The organism is Brucella sp. IR068, from assembly GCF_049065885.1.
Taxonomy (GTDB): domain Bacteria; phylum Pseudomonadota; class Alphaproteobacteria; order Rhizobiales; family Rhizobiaceae; genus Brucella; species Brucella intermedia.
This window is the reverse complement of sequence record NZ_JBAKHE010000019.1, coordinates 34,936-50,829: the sequence shown is the minus strand read 5'-3', so window position 1 is coordinate 50,829 and position 15,894 is coordinate 34,936. Positions and strand designations below refer to the sequence as shown.

Here is a 15,894-nt window from a genome sequence, read left to right as displayed (position 1 = left end):
GCTGTCGGGTTGCTGCGGCCTGAAAGCGTCGATAATCGGTGGAGCCGGAGATGATTACCCGGCGAACCCATTCCAGAATTTCTTTTCGCTTGCTGAAAGGCAGATTATTGAAATCGTCCGGCAGATGCCAGGCGAGCCGGCGCCGTTCGGCGGCACCGATATCGCTTCCGACGTCATGTCCCGAAGCCGAACGGGATTGGTGGGGCAGCTTCCCTTTGAAATAACCGCTTGGCAGGCGATAGCGGCGCTCGATCCTGGAAAGGATATCGAAACTGTCCAGCGAACGCGGCACTTTGGTGCCTTTCGTCCAGCTTAACAGTGTCGTGCGATCGAACTTCCCGTTCTCACCGGTCACGGCACGGTGGAGATGCCAGTACGTGTCTCCATGCCGTCGCATATGATAAATCAGAGCATGCTGAAATTCAGCCGGATCATCCGTCCAATCGAAGAGCGGTTTCGGAAATTCTTCAACCGGCTTTGGTGCTACACCGGTCTTTGCCTTCTTGGCCCGCGCTGGCGTTTGGCGGGGAGGGGCGGATTTACCTGGTCGAGCGGTTGACATCCGTGAGGCACTGGGTGCCTTTTCGGTTACCCCGGTAGGAGAGGGAAGGTCATCGGCCTTCGACCGTTCCTTATCGATCCAGCGCTTGATCGCTTCAAGACCAGGGCGCAACGCCTTTTTGAGCGTTGCCGTCATTTCGTATTCAAGACCGCAGGCATCGGTGATCGACTGCCAATCCACTCCGGTGGCCCGCATGGGTGGGTGTTTGCGATAGATGATCAGGCTGGCGAGATATGGCTTGATGTTGTCCAACGCTCGCTTCGAGACCAACGGCGTGATGCGGATATCGCAGAATTCTGAGATCTTGCGCTGAAAATGAAGTGTTGAATCAGTTTGGTTTCTCATGGCAGGCTTGCGTTCTTATTACCTTCACAGATGCAGGGCGTGGCCTGCTAAAGCCATGCGGTAAACGAACTCTAAACCGCTCGATTTTAGGCTGCGCGAGCCGCAGCTGGCATATCCTGAACCGGTTCACCGTGCTAAACGTGGAACATGGGATTCGGGGTCTTCATTCATCGTTCGGATTCGATTTACGATGACAGTCCGGCGGAACAATATCAGTTCCCGCGCCAATATCTTGGCCGTGTTCAAGCCTGTGTTGGCGATTGGATCATCTATTGTGAGCCGCTCAAGGTCGCGGCAACACGAGGGTATTTTGCTGTGGCTAAAGTTGCCCAGGTCATCCAGGATCCGAAGGCTTCTGGAATGTATTTGGCGCTGGTCGAACCGGGCAGCTATCTGGATTTCATCAACCCAGTGCCGTTCAGCGGTGCGGAAGGTGTCGTCGAACGCGGTGTTCTCAATGAGGAGGACGGATCTCCGGGAGGACCCAAGTGGCGGTGCGACCTGTTTCGCCGACAGATTTCAACCGGATCGTATCGATCGGCCTGGATGAGCATGAGCCTGAATTACCTCGGTTGGACGAACGAGATAGCGTATTCCCGTTGTATGGCTTTGAAGAAGAAAAACATGCGCCTTCGTATTTGAGCAAGAGCGCGATCGAGCCGCGCAACTCTCGTCGCGGATTGTTCGCGACCGCTTGTTCGGCGGCTGGTATTGCAGGCTTGCGACAAGCGCTGCGGGATCACCGGTTTGAAGCTCATAAACGGCGGTGGGCGCGCATAAGTCGATGGTGCTCATATAAAGCGGTTGGGGCGAATGGTCCCGATATTCTCACCAATGGTATCGCCCTCGCAGGCACAGCGCACTGGATGTTTGATCGAGGATTGATCAGCCTCTCCGATGAGCTTGATATCTGATCTCGCGGCAGGCAAACGATCCAGAGAGCATTCGAGGTCTGATCAATAAGACTGGACGAGCGATCGTGCGGTCACGAGCCTTTGAAAGGCCCCATCCGCATTTTCTTCGATGGCACCGCGAAAATTGCTCTTCAAACATTGATCCCTTGTACACCAATTCGGGAGATGGAACAGATAAGTCGACCAGCGCTTGAGGAACGGAAGCTACGCCGCGGTACGAAATAAACCTCTGCGGTCGCCGGTAAGAAGGATTTTTAGGAGATCATCGGCCGGCGGCGATGATCGCAAGTTAGGATGGGTGCATGCCCCCTCAACCATCTTGACCTGCAACCCGGTAGGGTACGGAAATCAAAGGTTTCTAAGGATTTGTCAGGATTTCGACCTGCTCAATTTCGGAAATCTGCTTCCTGTTCAGCTCTTCCCGTGGTTTCAGTTTAATCCCTCCGCCGCCTTGAGCGATTTGCAGGATACCTGGCTGATCGCCGGACGGATCAGCGACAAGGGCGCTTTTATCCCCATTTGGTGCGAGATAATCTTCCCGATCAGTCTGCGGAGAATCTTTGCCGATCCATCGCAGTGTTCGGGGTCGTTTAAGGATTTTCCGATCGAGCAAAACGATATTCCGGACGCGTCGCTCTTCGATCCGATCGCCCGCGCCGAATCTCTGTCCGTGCCACGGGCGCGGTTGTTGTGGAAATCGGCGACAAGGCTTGCTTCGTCCCCTCGCTCGACATCATCCGTATGCCGGAACGCCGCCGCTCCACCAGCACAGATACAACTACGCCCGCCGAGGGCTTCTACAGCACGATCTGCCACGAACTGACCCATTGGTTAGGCATAAAATCCCGCCTTGATCGTGATATGTCCGGACGCTTCGGTTCCGAAGCTTATGCCGTCGAAGAATTGGTGGCCGAACTTGACGCAGCCTTCCTGTGCAGTGATCTTGGCATCACGCCTGAGCCTCGCGCCTATCATGCGCAGTACATCAAGAACTGGCTTGAAGTCCTGAAATCGGACAAGAAGGCGATCTTCAGCGCCGCGTCGAAAGCGTCCGAAGCCGCCAACTGGCTGCACTCCTTGGCTGTCAGCAATCTCATCGAATGCGGCTTAGGCCGCATCCTTCCTATTGTGCCCCGCCGGTCACGATCGGCAGCTTATCAAGGTGCTTGTCGATTGTCTCGACCACCTTTCCGTCCATCGGCAGATGGGACTTCTCCGAAGTCCACCGATCCATGAAAAGGGAAACCGTCTCTTTCGCAGTATCGGTTACAAGCTTGCGGGGCAGAGCCGCCTTTGCGGCGAGGTGTTCCAGTTCGTCAATCGTATAGCCCGCAAAATCCTTTGTCCGGCTGAATGTCAGGGCGGATTGATCATTCGGAATATACGGGATCGTTGAGACAAAATCATAGGCGGGGGAAAGCCTGGCGTGACGCCGATCAGGATAGATCAGTGACCAGTTTTTAAGGTGCATATCTCCGTTTCCGATCAAGACATTGAACGTCAGACGGCGGATGAATTCCGCAATGTCATCGTGATCGGATTCGGTGGCGATGACCGATGCCAGATTCCGGAAGCTGGCCTTTTTGTACTTCTCTTCCGGATAGACGTCGAACACCTGTGCGAAATCCTCGATATGGATGACGCCGCTTTCGGAATTTCGGTCAAACCGTTCGATGACAAAAGCCTTCTGTCCAGGTTGTTCGATGCCTTCCGGCATATTTGCGATCGATCTGACATCGACCAGATCAATCGACGGAACATCGATGCCGACCATCTTGGCAAGGGTCATCATCGAAAACTCGTTTTCCGGCACCTTCGGAAATTCGCGTGAAGGAAGTTTGACGATCCAATCGCCACCGACACCGCTTGCGGGAATTGTCAGTCCGCCGCTTGGTTGAGTGACCGCCGAAAATTTGAGCTGCACCCCGGCAAGGGAGAAGCGCAAGGCATCTTCCGCTGCCGCTTTCGCAATCTCACCTTGCGGTTCGTCATAGGCGGCGTCCGGCCATGCTTCGCCATCGGCTGGCGTCACCGTGATTGCGCCGGGCAAGTCTTGCCCCAAGACCCACAGCAGGAAAAATTCGCGATCGGCATGAATCCCTGCCTTCTCCGCGAGGTATCTGCGCAGATGCCCTTCCGGCAGCAAGTTGGAAAAGAATGGCATCAGCCTGATTTTGTACGGCCTGAAGTCCGTCAGCAGTTCGCCGAACTGATCCTTGAACCGCAGGCCAAGGATCGGGCGATCGGAATTTTCAACATAGGTTTCGTTGAAGGCAAACAGAGTCCGCTCACCGCCGACATAGGTGATGGTGCCTATGACCTGACCGTAAAGTCGGACGGTAAGAACGGAAACGTCAGGCATCGTCATCCTCATCCAGGGAATATGCAGGCCGTGGCGCATCCGGCTTTTCCGATGGCGATGTCGCGACGGATGTCTGACGAATAATCGAACGAACCGCTGGCAGAGCTTTGCGCGGCACCAATGTGATTTCCAGATCAAGGGCGTTCGCGATAGCGATCAGGCTGGATAACCGCAGATCAACGCTACCAGATTCGATACGCGATATCTGCGCTTGCGGCACACCGGCAAGCCTGCTCAGGGTGCGCTGGCTCAAGCCTTTGACCTGTCGCGTCTCTCTCAGTCGTTCGGCGATATGCTGGGTTTCATAGTCCATTCGATGTCTCTTCCAGCATCATTTCTGGAAAATGATATCGTATAGAACATCAGGTTGCAAGGACATTCTGCGAAGCCCGATGCTTAACTCTATATCAAAGGGCGCCGCGCGATGTCGATTTCAACATCGGACATTCTTTCCAAGATGATGATGGTGACGATAGGGTGCATGAATGCTCCTTTCAGCTACCGGCACGAACTATTTCGGGCCTTGGCTGATCGGAAGGGCGCAAACGTACGGCGCAGCACCCTTGGGGGCGTCGCGTCAGTAGAGCGCAGTAGAGCGGGCGCGCCCGCATCAGTGCACAGACTTACTCACCAGCGGGTAGGGATGCACAGCTTTGAACTTCGCAATCAGCGCCGCCGCCGGTTGCAATACGCGTTCGGCATTGTGCAGATCATCACGCGCAAGCTTGATACGTATCGCTTCAGCCATGCTCGTCAACATCACTGCGAACTGACCGTGGCCTTCGATGAAAGCGTCTCCCGCTGTTTGCTCAAGGGCGCGAGCGATATCGATGAAGATCTCCTCGCGCTCTACCACGACAAGATCTTTGATGAAATCGTAAGTCTCTTCCATTTTAGCCTCATTTGTAAAAATGAGCGGATAAAGACCGAGCTCGTCAAGCCCTGGCCGTGGAAGAGCTGGGAATCGCAGATTTTAGTTTCAAGCCCTCATTGCAGTTTGAACTCGCCTTCGACGCGTCGCCATTCGTTCGGTCCGATGAGGCGCTGATGACTGTAGCGCACGGAATGCAGAGGACCATCAAGGTTAGCCTGCCAGAAATCGAGGAACTTGTGCATTTCCGGGAAATCGGGAGCCAGATCAAAGTCCTGCCAGATATAGGTCTGCAGCACGGCTTCAAAATCCGGTATGCGGTAGAGGATGTGCGCGGTGGTGAGGCCGTAGCCATTCAGTTGTCGTTCGAGATCCGATGAGAATTGCATGCTTCATCTCCGTTTCTTGACAATTCCAAGGTGACGCAAAAATCTGCAGTCATCAACGAGTTTTCGAACGCAGTAGCTCAATAGTTGTTCCTTTCCAACGTGTTAGCAGCCATATGAACGGAGTGCTAATTTTTTGAGCGCGCCCCTTGAAATCGGAAAATCGCGAAACCAGATTATCTCGCGCAAAACGCTCGATTGAGGCTTTGCACCCGCCCGGACTGGTCATCCGGTCCGGCCAAGGGGAACAACGTCATCACTGTTTGTCCATTGGAGGAAAACATGTCGTTCCGACCACTTCACGACCGCATTCTCGTTCGCCGGGTAGAATCCGAAGAAAAGACCAAAGGCGGCATCATCATTCCCGACACCGCCAAGGAAAAGCCGCAGGAGGGCGAGGTTATCGCCGTTGGACCCGGTGCGCGCAACGATGCCGGACAGATCCAGGCGCTCGACGTCAGCGTCGGCGATCACATCCTATTCGGCAAATGGTCAGGCACCGAGATCAAGATCAATGGCGAAGACCTTCTAATCATGAAGGAAAGCGATGTCATGGGCATCATCCAGGCCCCGGCCGAGCAGAAAAAAGCCGCCTGAACATCCCCCACAACCATCAGTCAGATAGCTGCCTATTGAGGAGTTAAAAAAATGGCTGCAAAGGAAGTCAAATTCCACACCGATGCCCGTGAACGCATGCTGCGCGGGGTCGATGTTCTCGCCAACGCTGTAAAGGTGACGCTCGGTCCGAAGGGCCGCAACGTGGTGATCGACAAGTCGTTCGGTGCGCCGCGTATCACTAAGGACGGCGTTTCGGTCGCCAAGGAAATCGAGCTTGAAGACAAGTTCGAGAACATGGGCGCGCAGATGCTGCGCGAAGTTGCCTCCAAGACCAACGATCTGGCCGGCGACGGCACCACGACCGCAACTGTCCTCGCCCAGGCGATCGTCAAGGAAGGCGCCAAGGCGGTAGCCTCAGGTATGAACCCAATGGACCTTAAACGCGGCATCGATCTTGCCGTCGATGCTGTGGTCAAGGAGCTGAAGACAAACGCTCGCAAGATTACCAGCAATTCCGAAATCGCCCAGGTCGCTACAATCTCCGCCAACGGAGATACGGAGATCGGTCGTTACCTTGCCGAGGCGATGGAGAAGGTCGGCAACGAAGGCGTCATCACCGTTGAAGAAGCCAAAACCGCCGAAACCGAACTCGAGGTCGTTGAAGGCATGCAGTTCGACCGCGGCTACCTGTCCCCATACTTCGTCACCAATCAGGACAAGATGAGGGTGGAACTTGAGGATCCCTATATCCTAATCCACGAAAAGAAGCTCTCCAATCTGCAGGCGATGCTTCCGGTTCTCGAAGCCGTGGTCCAGTCGGGCAAACCTCTCCTAATCATCGCTGAAGACGTCGAAGGCGAAGCTCTTGCAACGCTCGTCGTGAACAAGCTGCGCGGTGGTCTAAAGATTGCTGCCGTCAAGGCTCCTGGCTTCGGCGACCGTCGTAAAGCCATGCTGGAAGATATCGCCATCCTGACCGGTGGTACTGTCATTTCGGAAGACGTCGGTATCAAGCTCGAGAATGTCACGCTCAACATGCTCGGACGGGCCAAGAAGGTGGCGATAGAGAAGGAAAACACTACCATTATCGACGGCGTGGGTTCCAAGTCCGAGATCGATGGTCGTGTCACTCAGATTCGCACCCAAATCGAGGAAACTAGCTCCGACTATGACCGCGAGAAGCTGCAGGAACGCCTGGCGAAGCTCGCCGGCGGGGTTGCCGTCATCCGGGTCGGGGGCTCGACGGAAGTCGAAGTAAAAGAAAAGAAGGACCGGGTGGACGACGCCTTACATGCAACCCGCGCAGCCGTCGAGGAAGGCGTCCTGCCCGGTGGCGGCGTCGCGTTGTTGCGTGCGGTCAAGGCACTTGACAACCTCAGTACGGCTAACCAGGATCAGAAGTTCGGCGTCGAGATCGTCCGCCGTGCTATCGAGGCACCCGTTCGTCAGATCGCCGAAAACGCCGGCGCGGAAGGGTCGGTGATCGTCGGCAAGCTGCGCGAGAAGACAGAGTTCTCCTACGGCTGGAACGCCCAGACAGACGAGTATGGCGATCTCTATGCCCAAGGGGTCATCGATCCGGCCAAGGTCGTTCGCACCGCGCTCCAGGATGCCGCTTCTGTGGCAGGACTTCTCGTGACGACAGAAGCGATGATTGCGGAGAAGCCCAAGAAGGAAGCCGCTCCGGCCATGCCCGCCGGCGCCGGCATGGATTTCTGAGGCAATAACCACAGAAGGCTCGCCCCACCTAGAGGGGCGGGCCACGCAACGCCAAGCAACGATATTCCATCGATCGAGATCAATGGAGGCATCCCCTAAGAAAGAAAAGCGTTAGCGATGCGATAACGCAGGACGCTACAGCCGCGATCAGCGCCGAGCATCTGCTTCATCCGGGTACGGATAACGCTCTCTCATGACGACATCATCGAAGCCCTGAAGGCGTGAACAAGAATGACGAGCAAATCGGGAAACTTGGTTCGTCCTCTCCCTTTAATGTCCCAAGAACCAATCTCTGGAAACCGAGCGCTGATTTGGCAGCTTGGGGCCTGTGGCATCTACTGGGAGGGAGACAGCCCCCGCGACCGGGGTGGTGATCCATCGGCGCTTCGGGTCGGCTCCGCCGTCGCCAAGGTCGCCGTCTTCGATTGGGAGCGGTGAACCAGCGTCAAGAGTTGAAGCCCTGCTCGCAGATCTGTCGCTCCTCGGCGTCGGTATGAGCTTAGGCTCTGATCGCATATCCGTCGCGGAGCGGGAGATTGACCGTCTCTGTTGAACTTGAACGAACATGCCTCTTTGCTTGCCTACCGTGAAAAGCGACGAATTACGGCTGCCCAGCAGTTCCTCGATATTCTGGGCACTTGCCCGGATGCTCGCTTCAGCGTTCTGCTGTTCAACAGGTTGAAAGATACTTTTCCCGGCGCAGTTATGCCGCGAGACTCGAACCAGCTGACCCCTCTTTCGCCCTCATTCCGGTCATCGACTTGGCATTCACGCCCTTGCCAAAGCAGACGTTTCGGCGATCATGTTAGTAACTTTCGCGAAGAGGGGAATGAAGATTGCCCAGCTTATGCGAAATCGTTTGGCTCGCTCGCTTTGGTTCACGGACGCCTGAATAGAACCAGTATCGTGAACGCAAGCAGACCCAAGCCGACACTTGCCGGGACAGCACTTGGCGAAGTCCAATCCAGGAGAAAGCCCGTGCCGGTCGATCCCATTGCGCTGCCGACGGAGTAGGCCAGCGAGAAGCAGGCGGTTCCGGCTATCAGCATTCCGCCGCTGAAGCGCTCGCCCAGAATTGTAAGGGCGCATGTGCTCAGGGCGAATGTGGCGATGCCAATAACTGCGAAGACCAGCAGAATGGCTGCTTGCGACTGAAGGAATGGAATGATCAGGGACGCGACCGCCCCCATAAGGCCGCAGCCGATCGTTACCCCGGCGCGCGAAGTCTTGTCCAGCAACCATCCCACGAACGGCTGGGCAAAAGCTGTGGGAAGCGACAGCACAGTGATCGCGTAGGCCGCGAACGCCTCTGAGTGGCCCACGCGAACGAAGTAGACGGCCATACCGGATATCGCAGCGATATCGGCAAAACCGAAGGCCAGTTCCATGAGCACCAGAATAGGCGCGACGCGGATAAAGCGCAGCAATGCGCCTGCCGGCGCGCGTTCCGGCACGCTACGAGCGCTGCCGTTAAAGATTGCGCAGGCGACCAATCGATGCAATGTAGCCAGACACCAGCGCGAAGGCAGAACCATCAGTCGTGCCCAGAAAAGGAATGGCCAGCGGGCCGGCCGCAAATCCCGCGCACATGCCGGCTCCGTAGAAGCCGGAAATGCGTCCGCGTATGCGGTCGGGGGTCGCTGTGTTCAGCCATGCTCCGCTCAGGATCGAGATCAGGCTCGCACAAAAGCCGATAGCGAAACGGGCAATGAACCAGACTGGCAAACTGTCGGTCATGGCGAACGCCGCAAGGCCGATGGAGCAGCCGAACAAGGCCGCGACGATCAGGAGGTTTCCCCGGACCCTTGCGGTGAGTTGATCTATTGTCAGAACAGACACTATCGCGCCGGCCGCATAAACGGCGGCATTCAGACCGATCAGACTTCCGGCCACGCCCTTTGTTTCAAGCACAAGGGAAATGAGCGGAAAGGTGAGACCCTGAGCGACTGCAAAGGCGGTCACGCTCAATATGACGATCGCGATTGCGGCCCAATCCGGCACCGCGTCCTGGCGTGTTGTGGTTGCCACCATGGCTGGCACTGTCCTTTCATGTCCGAATGCACGGCTAGAATAGGGAATAGTGCCCTGTCTTTCTGTCGATGATTGATCTATCTATATCTAGATTTCGTCAAACCAACATTGGGTTCCATCACGATGCCCGGTGCAACAAGGCCCCGATATACTCGCGACATTGAAAGCCAGGAGGCGGGGCAGGACCTCGGCTGGCATACCCACGATTTCGGGCAGTTCTTTTCTGCCATTCGCGGTTCGATTTATGTTGGCACACGCGACCGGGTACTCCTGCTCAATCGGGCCATGGCTGTGTGGATACCGCCTGATGTCGAACACTGGCTGCGCTATGTATCGAGCAATGAGATCATTTATGTCGACGTGAACCGCGCAGAGGCGGACAGGCTCGGAACAAGGGCTCGTATCGTTCAGATGACGCCGGTTCTTCAGGCTTTGATGGGCGCTGTCCCGGCCAGCGAGTCCTCCGGTCTCAGCAAGCCGCATGAGGCGGCTTTATACGAGCTGCTCTTCCATGAAATTGTGGCTGCCAAAGACATCCCGCTTTCAATTGCGATGCCGCGGGACAAGCGCATTTCCAGACTCGCGCAAGCCGCGATAGATGCCCCGGGTTCGATTGCTTCTATCGACGAATGGCTCATTGGCGCTTCGGCCAGCCGTAAGACAATCGAGCGGCTTTTCATAAAGGAGACGGGGATGACACCTTCCCGTTGGCTAAGGCAAATCCGCATTCTTCACGCCGTCACCCAGCTCGCCGCCGGCAAGAAAATCAGCTCGGTGGCGCTCGATCTGGGCTACCAGTCGCCAAGCGCCTTCACCTTCATGTTTCGTAGCGCCATTGGGTTGAGTCCGCGCGACTTCCGCCAAACGGAGAAGAGTATCGGCAGATAGGCTGAGCAGGAGCTGCCGCCTTCAGCATTGGTGAAGCCGTAAAGAACGACCGCAACAGGTTGGAAGGAACGCAGAGGTAAGGTCGGCAAGCGCCTTCGGCGTCGCGTTTGTGTTGTGAAGTTTTTCCTAGCACGCCCATCTGCATCGCTGTAGTCTCCTTTTATTTGTGAGATCGCAGATGAAATTGGAGATGGACCTTATTCGGGAGTTGTTGCTCTACATCGAGGAACATGCGACTGACGCTGTATCTTCGTTGGGGGACTTTACCTTTGGAAATTGGTCGCACCAACAGATCGCCTACCACGTAGTTCGCGCGAGAGAAGCGGGCTTCATCGTCGCAATCATCGATACGTTGCCAGACGAAGAAAACCCTGATCGCCTTCACGCTTGTTACACTGTACAGAGCCTCACGTTCCAGGGCCACGAGTTCCTCAGCTCAGTTCGCGAGCCAAAGCACTGGGAGGTGGTAAAATCCGGTGCCAAAAAGGCCGGAATTGCATCAGTCGGGGTACTCGCGAGCTTTGCCGAAGAATACGCGAAAGGCCAAGCTTCCAGGTCTTGGACTGGAAGTGTGATTGAAAGCCTGCCGGCCTTCCGCAGGCCCTCATTCATATCAGCTCGCCAATTCCTAACCTTTGGCTTTGAAGCGCATTAGAACTTCGGGAGCAATTAAAAGCGGTGACGGCTTCTTTTTTTCGACGTTCGGCCGACCACGTTTAGCTATCTCCTTGTCAACCAATGCTGCCAAATCAGGGATAGCCAATCGTTCGATATCCAAGCGCAGCTTTCTTTCGTTTGTAACGCTGAAGTCAGATTACAATGTACGGTCCACACATGGAAGGCCTGAAGCTTGGGCCGTAAGATGGAGTGGCACACGCCCCTGATATCCGACAAATCAGCTGCAATACCTGTCGAAAACTGAGACTGGCCGCTCAGATGCCGCACACAAGAACGAACCTAGTCATTTTCGTCACCGAAATACTGCTTTCTAACTTCCTCGATCCTACCATTTTCCGAGGCGCCGATTAACTCCACACTCAATCGACGTGTCAGATCGCTACCGTTTCGAAGGCCAAAAGCATACTTGTCCGGCTCAAAAATCGAACCGACAACGATAACGGGCTTGTCGGTATGGACGTGAGCGTAGTATTCCAGTACCGGTGCATCGCCGATGATCGCATCGATCTGCCCTCTGATCAGTGCATCAACGGCTTTTTCGATCTGATCGAAAGGCAGTGCGTTTATCCCATTCTCGCGCGCATAAACCTCCGAGACGCTTCCCGGTTGCACGCCGACTGTGCGTCCGGAAAGGTCGTCAACACTTGTGATTTGGCTGGTCAAGGACAAAGTAGTCATTACGCTTGTGACGGAAGACGTAACATAAGCGAGAACCGCTACGCCGCAAACCAGCCATGCCGCTTGCCAGATACGGCCGATCCATCCGAAAAGGTTTTTGCGGGACACTGGCTTTCCTGAAGTTGCAACGGTCATGACCGTATAAAAACTCTCGGCAAAACCATCGCGCCAGCGCTTTGGAAAATCCTCATCGAAACGGCGGTCGAAGAATGTCATCAATATGGTAGCAGTCAGAATAACCAGGGCGAGCCAACCGTAAGCGCGAAGGTGGCCGGAATCGCGCAATCCTTGGACCAAATCCCAGAACCCAGCACCATGGCCTTTTGTTACCATAATACGTTGACCGGCGTCGAACCAGGGATGCGTAAAGTCAATACGTTCGGCGCGATCACGCGTAACGGACATATTGGTGACGGCAGCATCAACCTTGCCCGTCTGGGTCGCTTGAATCAGTGCCCCAACATTATTCATCTCCACATATTCTGTCTGCAGGTTGAGCTGATGAGCTGACTCTTCCCATAAATCGATTGCCATGCCGGTATATCTGCCGTCCTCTTTCATAACAAAAGGCGGATGAACATAAACACCAACGGTGACCGGCCTTATTGGCGGCTCGTCGACGACGGCGTTGGCGTCCTGAGCATTGGCAAGCGACGTGAGTATAGAGATCAAGAACGACGCAAGAAGTGCAATAAAGCTCGTTCGACTGTACATTTGACTCTCATTCTGAATGTGGTTTCCCAGAATTTCCCGCCTGCATCCTTGTGGAAGTTAAATATACTTATTCCATGCGAGTGAATGGGTGAGATTATCAGAAGGTGAGATAAGTATTCGACAATCCAGAAGTTGAAATATCGATTGTGATCGGAATTCATTCGTCAGATACCCACAAAGAACGCAATCTTCAATGATTTTGAGCAATAATCATGTTTAGTTTTCTCTCATAGATGTTCGTAAGGCGGCTTTCAGACGAATGAATTCGGCTGTCGATTTTATTTAATGGCTATTAAAACCAAGTATTTAAAAGGTAATTCGAGGTGACCCCACCATAAAGTGAGAAATTTAATTATTTTTATCTGCTTGGGTGTCAGTTCTCTAAACGGAGATGACTTTGGTTTGTAGTATCAATAACCGCACCATCATCGCTCATCCGCTGGAATGCTGCATTGTCCGCCGGCGATTTCATACACGCATGAATTGCAATCGAGGTCGCCCTCAAGGTGCGATCACTCCGTGGCCTCTCAAAAGCAACTCTCGCTATTTGCTGCACCGCGGACTGAGAGAGCAGGGAGCTGAGCGAGCAAAATCGCCCTCGGACGGAAACAAAAAATGCCGCCAGGATTATCTTGATTTTGCAGCCGCTCGAGCTGCATGCGAGCAGAATGGTTGTCCCAACTGCCGCCGGATCGCGGCGACATCACCTGCATGGGACGCCAGCGGGTTCTGGAGACCGAACATGATAGTGATGCGCCGTCAGACCCTCATAGTCCCCACCGCTGTCACGATTCACCGACAAGCGCGGCGTAAAGACGTCATTTCTAACATATTTGTGCCTCGATCATCGCTTGCGCACATCCGCCGGTCTGCGCGAGGGTGGCAACGCCATCCTGAAGAATGCAATGCCGGCGAGGATGATTTTATTTGCGCTATGCGCTGATGTCGCGGTCAGGCCGTCGGCACCGTGCCTCCGTCGATCACATATTCGGTTCCCGTGATGCTGCTCGCCCGGTCGGACGCGAGGAAGGCGATCAGATCGGCGACGTCCTCGGGCTTGGCGGGGCGCCCAATCGGAATGCCCCCGAGCGAGTCCATGATCATCCTCTTGCCGAGTTCGACGTCGCCGCCATGCTCGGCCGCAAGGCGCATCGCCAGGTCGATGGACGCTTCGGTCTCGATCCAGCCGGGAGACACACGAACAACCCGGACCCCGTGCGGCGCCACTTGCTTGGAAAGGCTCTTACTGTACGTTGACAGGGCCGCCTTTGCCGCGGCGTAAGCGGTCGTCGCCTCTGGCAGCGGTAGCACGCGCTGGATGGATGTAACATGGATAACGACCCCGCGGCCGTTCGAGACCATCGCGGGAACGAGCGCACGGTCGAGGCGAACGGCCGGCATAAGGTTGAGACCAAGTTCCCGCCTCCAGAATTCGTCACTGAGCGCTTCAAAGCCCCCCGCGGGAGAGGACGAGCCGCCGAGCATGTGGACGATGATATCCACTCCGCCCATGCGTTCGCTCGCGGCCGCGGCCAATGCGGCGCAGCCTTCCGAGCTCGTCAGATCGGCCGCCACGAACATCGGTTCCGGCAACGCTTCGGGACGGGTTCGCGCCGTCGTCAGCACCTGCGCGCCCAGTTCCCTGAAAAGGCGGACAGTCGCGGCACCCGCGCCACGCGTACCAGAAGTGATCACGGCCCGCTTTCCGGTTAGGTCGAGGAACGGGCGGACACTTCGCTGAGGGCCCGCGCTCATAGCGTAATCTCCAGCCCGGCGATCTTCGTCCCGTCAAGGACGAACTGATAGCGAAGATCCACCGGATTTCCGGGAAAATCGCCGGCGAGATGACTGACGACGATGATACGGTCGCCTTCCATCGTGATCTTGAAGGGCTCTGCACGATAAGTATATTTCTTGGAGGAGTCGGCCTTCCACCGCCGGATCGCATCCCGCCCGGCGTAACTATTTCCCTCATCCTGCACGACGGCGTCGTCGGTAAAGCACGCGGCGACGGCCTCTCCACCTCTTTGCCTGTCGGCAGCGAAATATTCTGCGATGATATCGGGTAAGGCGATTGCCATCATTATCTCCATTTCTTGACCAAGCGCCGAGTTCGTCCTTCCGGCCCGGAACGATGCCAACATTAATTCTGGACTTTTGCAGTGATAATCGGAATAGATCGCAATATGACGTTGCGAAAATCGGGATAATGATGAAGGACGGGCTGGTCGAATTCGATGCGGTTCTTGCTATAGCGCGGCGTGGGTCGTTTCGGGCTGCAGCGCTCGACCTTGGACTGTCGACCACGGCGCTGAGCAACGCCATCGCCAAGCTCGAACGGCAGCTCGGTGTCCGGTTGTTTAACCGCACGACCCGCAGCGTTTCCCTCACCGATGCCGGGCGTGCCTTCGTCGATCAGGTCGGCCCGGCGGTGAGGACCATCCATGACGCGATGGAAATCGTCCGTTCTCAGCAAGAGACGCCGTCCGGAACGCTTAGAATCAATGCTTTCCCGACCGCGGCGCGCGAGATATTGGGCCCCCTGCTGTTACGCTTCCTGCGCCGCTATCCCCATGTTCACGTCGACCTCGTCACAGAGGGGCGCCTTGTGGACATTGTGGCCGCGGGGTTCGATCTCGGCCTCAGGAGCGCCGACCTCGTCCCCAGCGACATGATCGCCATCCCGGTGGGACCAACCCGCAGCTTCGCCGTGGTTGCAACGCCGGCTTATCTCAAAGCCAATGGCATGCCGCGTGTACCGAGTGACCTTTTGCGCCATGCGTGCATTCGCATCCGGCTTCCGAACGGAGCGCTGCATCGCTGGCAATTCGAGAAGGACGGCCAGGCGATCCAGATCGATGTGCAAGGACCGATTACGCTCGACGAAGCCAGCCTTTCCCGCATCGCTGTTCTGGACAATGTCGGTATCGGCTATTTCATGGAATCCGACGTTCGCGAAGACCTCGCTGCGGAGCGCCTGATACGCGTGCTCGAAGATTGGACACCGCCGTTGACGCCCTTGTGCCTTTATTATCCGAGCAGGCGAAATTCCTCGGCCGCATTCAAAGCGCTGATTGGCATGGCGCGCGATGTCGCTGCTTGTAGGGGCTGGGAGAGAACTCGTCTAGAGCTACCACCCCAGAACACGTGACTGACTGAACTTGCCAGTCTGGCTTCCCTCATCATTA

Annotated in this window: 16 protein-coding genes and 2 pseudogenes; 7 read left to right on the top strand and 11 right to left on the bottom strand. The window is 55.8% G+C overall.

Going from position 1 to position 15,894, the window contains the following annotated elements; all coding sequences use genetic code 11:
- Positions 1 to 814 (bottom strand): annotated as a pseudogene (locus ACOWVS_RS21405) (hypothetical protein); the annotation flags it as partial.
- Positions 815 to 1,054: 240 nt separating this feature from the next.
- On the opposite strand from ACOWVS_RS21405, the pseudogene ACOWVS_RS21400 reads away from it, so the two are divergent.
- Positions 1,055 to 2,015 (top strand): annotated as a pseudogene (locus ACOWVS_RS21400) (HNH endonuclease).
- Positions 2,016 to 2,179: 164 nt separating this feature from the next.
- On the opposite strand, the gene ACOWVS_RS21395 reads toward ACOWVS_RS21400, so the two are convergent.
- The gene (locus tag ACOWVS_RS21395; RefSeq protein ID WP_247644455.1) at positions 2,180 to 2,434 is read right to left on the bottom strand and encodes a hypothetical protein; all 255 of its coding nucleotides are present in this window, start codon (positions 2,432 to 2,434) and stop codon (positions 2,180 to 2,182) included.
- A gap of 77 nt (positions 2,435 to 2,511) precedes the next feature.
- Between ACOWVS_RS21395 and ACOWVS_RS21390 the strand changes: the two genes are divergently transcribed.
- The gene (locus ACOWVS_RS21390) at positions 2,512 to 3,057 is read left to right on the top strand and encodes a zincin-like metallopeptidase domain-containing protein (protein ID WP_247644454.1); all 546 of its coding nucleotides are present in this window, start codon (positions 2,512 to 2,514) and stop codon (positions 3,055 to 3,057) included.
- Here the strand turns inward: ACOWVS_RS21390 and ACOWVS_RS21385 are convergent.
- The 4 genes from ACOWVS_RS21385 to ACOWVS_RS21370 all read right to left on the bottom strand — a co-directional run bounded on the left by ACOWVS_RS21385 (position 2,945) and on the right by ACOWVS_RS21370 (position 5,443).
- Entirely contained in the window at positions 2,945 to 4,183 is a 1,239-nt protein-coding gene (locus ACOWVS_RS21385; protein WP_075042270.1) for a type II toxin-antitoxin system HipA family toxin, read from the bottom strand. The genes ACOWVS_RS21390 and ACOWVS_RS21385 overlap by 113 nt on opposite strands.
- Positions 4,176 to 4,496, bottom strand: a complete 321-nt coding sequence (locus ACOWVS_RS21380; RefSeq protein ID WP_075042269.1) for a helix-turn-helix domain-containing protein — start codon at positions 4,494 to 4,496, stop codon at positions 4,176 to 4,178. The genes ACOWVS_RS21385 and ACOWVS_RS21380 overlap by 8 nt, the downstream gene beginning before the upstream one ends.
- A gap of 297 nt (positions 4,497 to 4,793) precedes the next feature.
- Positions 4,794 to 5,075 (bottom strand): hypothetical protein, encoded by a 282-nt coding sequence (locus ACOWVS_RS21375; protein WP_075042268.1) that lies wholly within the window; start codon positions 5,073 to 5,075, stop codon positions 4,794 to 4,796.
- 95 nt (positions 5,076 to 5,170) lie between these two features.
- The gene (locus tag ACOWVS_RS21370; RefSeq protein WP_075042267.1) at positions 5,171 to 5,443 is read right to left on the bottom strand and encodes an usg protein; all 273 of its coding nucleotides are present in this window, start codon (positions 5,441 to 5,443) and stop codon (positions 5,171 to 5,173) included.
- 279 nt (positions 5,444 to 5,722) lie between these two features.
- Here ACOWVS_RS21370 and groES point away from each other — a divergent pair, with 279 nt between their 5' ends.
- Together groES and groL are read left to right on the top strand one after the other, a co-directional pair.
- The gene (groES, locus tag ACOWVS_RS21365; RefSeq protein WP_075042266.1) at positions 5,723 to 6,037 is read left to right on the top strand and encodes a co-chaperone GroES; all 315 of its coding nucleotides are present in this window, start codon (positions 5,723 to 5,725) and stop codon (positions 6,035 to 6,037) included.
- Between the two features lie 51 nt (positions 6,038 to 6,088).
- Positions 6,089 to 7,717, top strand: coding sequence for a chaperonin GroEL (groL, locus tag ACOWVS_RS21360; RefSeq protein WP_075042265.1), 1,629 nt, complete (start codon positions 6,089 to 6,091; stop codon positions 7,715 to 7,717).
- Between the two features lie 878 nt (positions 7,718 to 8,595).
- Here groL and ACOWVS_RS21355 read toward each other — a convergent pair.
- Both ACOWVS_RS21355 and ACOWVS_RS21350 read right to left on the bottom strand, forming a co-directional pair.
- The gene (locus ACOWVS_RS21355; protein WP_420973141.1) at positions 8,596 to 9,171 is read right to left on the bottom strand and encodes an MFS transporter; all 576 of its coding nucleotides are present in this window, start codon (positions 9,169 to 9,171) and stop codon (positions 8,596 to 8,598) included.
- Positions 9,172 to 9,187: 16 nt separating this feature from the next.
- Positions 9,188 to 9,748, bottom strand: a complete 561-nt coding sequence (locus tag ACOWVS_RS21350; protein WP_247644452.1) for an MFS transporter — start codon at positions 9,746 to 9,748, stop codon at positions 9,188 to 9,190.
- Positions 9,749 to 9,871: 123 nt separating this feature from the next.
- On the opposite strand from ACOWVS_RS21350, the gene ACOWVS_RS21345 reads away from it, so the two are divergent.
- Positions 9,872 to 10,636 carry an AraC family transcriptional regulator gene (locus tag ACOWVS_RS21345; protein ID WP_139309294.1) on the top strand — a complete coding sequence of 255 codons (765 nt, stop codon included), beginning with the start codon at positions 9,872 to 9,874 and terminating at the stop codon, positions 10,634 to 10,636.
- A 178-nt stretch (positions 10,637 to 10,814) separates the two neighbouring features.
- A complete protein-coding gene (locus ACOWVS_RS21340) occupies positions 10,815 to 11,291 on the top strand; it encodes a DUF2513 domain-containing protein (protein ID WP_075042263.1) in 477 nt (158 codons plus the stop codon).
- Between the two features lie 302 nt (positions 11,292 to 11,593).
- Here the strand turns inward: ACOWVS_RS21340 and ACOWVS_RS21335 are convergent, their stop codons facing one another.
- The 3 genes from ACOWVS_RS21335 to ACOWVS_RS21325 form a co-directional block, all read right to left on the bottom strand.
- Positions 11,594 to 12,706, bottom strand: coding sequence for a transporter substrate-binding domain-containing protein (locus ACOWVS_RS21335; protein ID WP_075042262.1), 1,113 nt, complete (start codon positions 12,704 to 12,706; stop codon positions 11,594 to 11,596).
- 951 nt (positions 12,707 to 13,657) lie between these two features.
- Positions 13,658 to 14,461, bottom strand: a complete 804-nt coding sequence (locus ACOWVS_RS21330; RefSeq protein WP_075042261.1) for an SDR family oxidoreductase — start codon at positions 14,459 to 14,461, stop codon at positions 13,658 to 13,660.
- Positions 14,458 to 14,787 carry a nuclear transport factor 2 family protein gene (locus tag ACOWVS_RS21325; RefSeq protein WP_075042302.1) on the bottom strand — a complete coding sequence of 110 codons (330 nt, stop codon included), beginning with the start codon at positions 14,785 to 14,787 and terminating at the stop codon, positions 14,458 to 14,460. The genes ACOWVS_RS21330 and ACOWVS_RS21325 overlap by 4 nt, the downstream gene beginning before the upstream one ends.
- A 128-nt stretch (positions 14,788 to 14,915) precedes the next feature.
- On the opposite strand from ACOWVS_RS21325, the gene ACOWVS_RS21320 reads away from it, so the two are divergent.
- Positions 14,916 to 15,857, top strand: a complete 942-nt coding sequence (locus tag ACOWVS_RS21320) for a LysR family transcriptional regulator (RefSeq protein WP_075042260.1) — start codon at positions 14,916 to 14,918, stop codon at positions 15,855 to 15,857.
- The last annotated feature ends 37 nt before the right edge of the window (positions 15,858 to 15,894 follow it).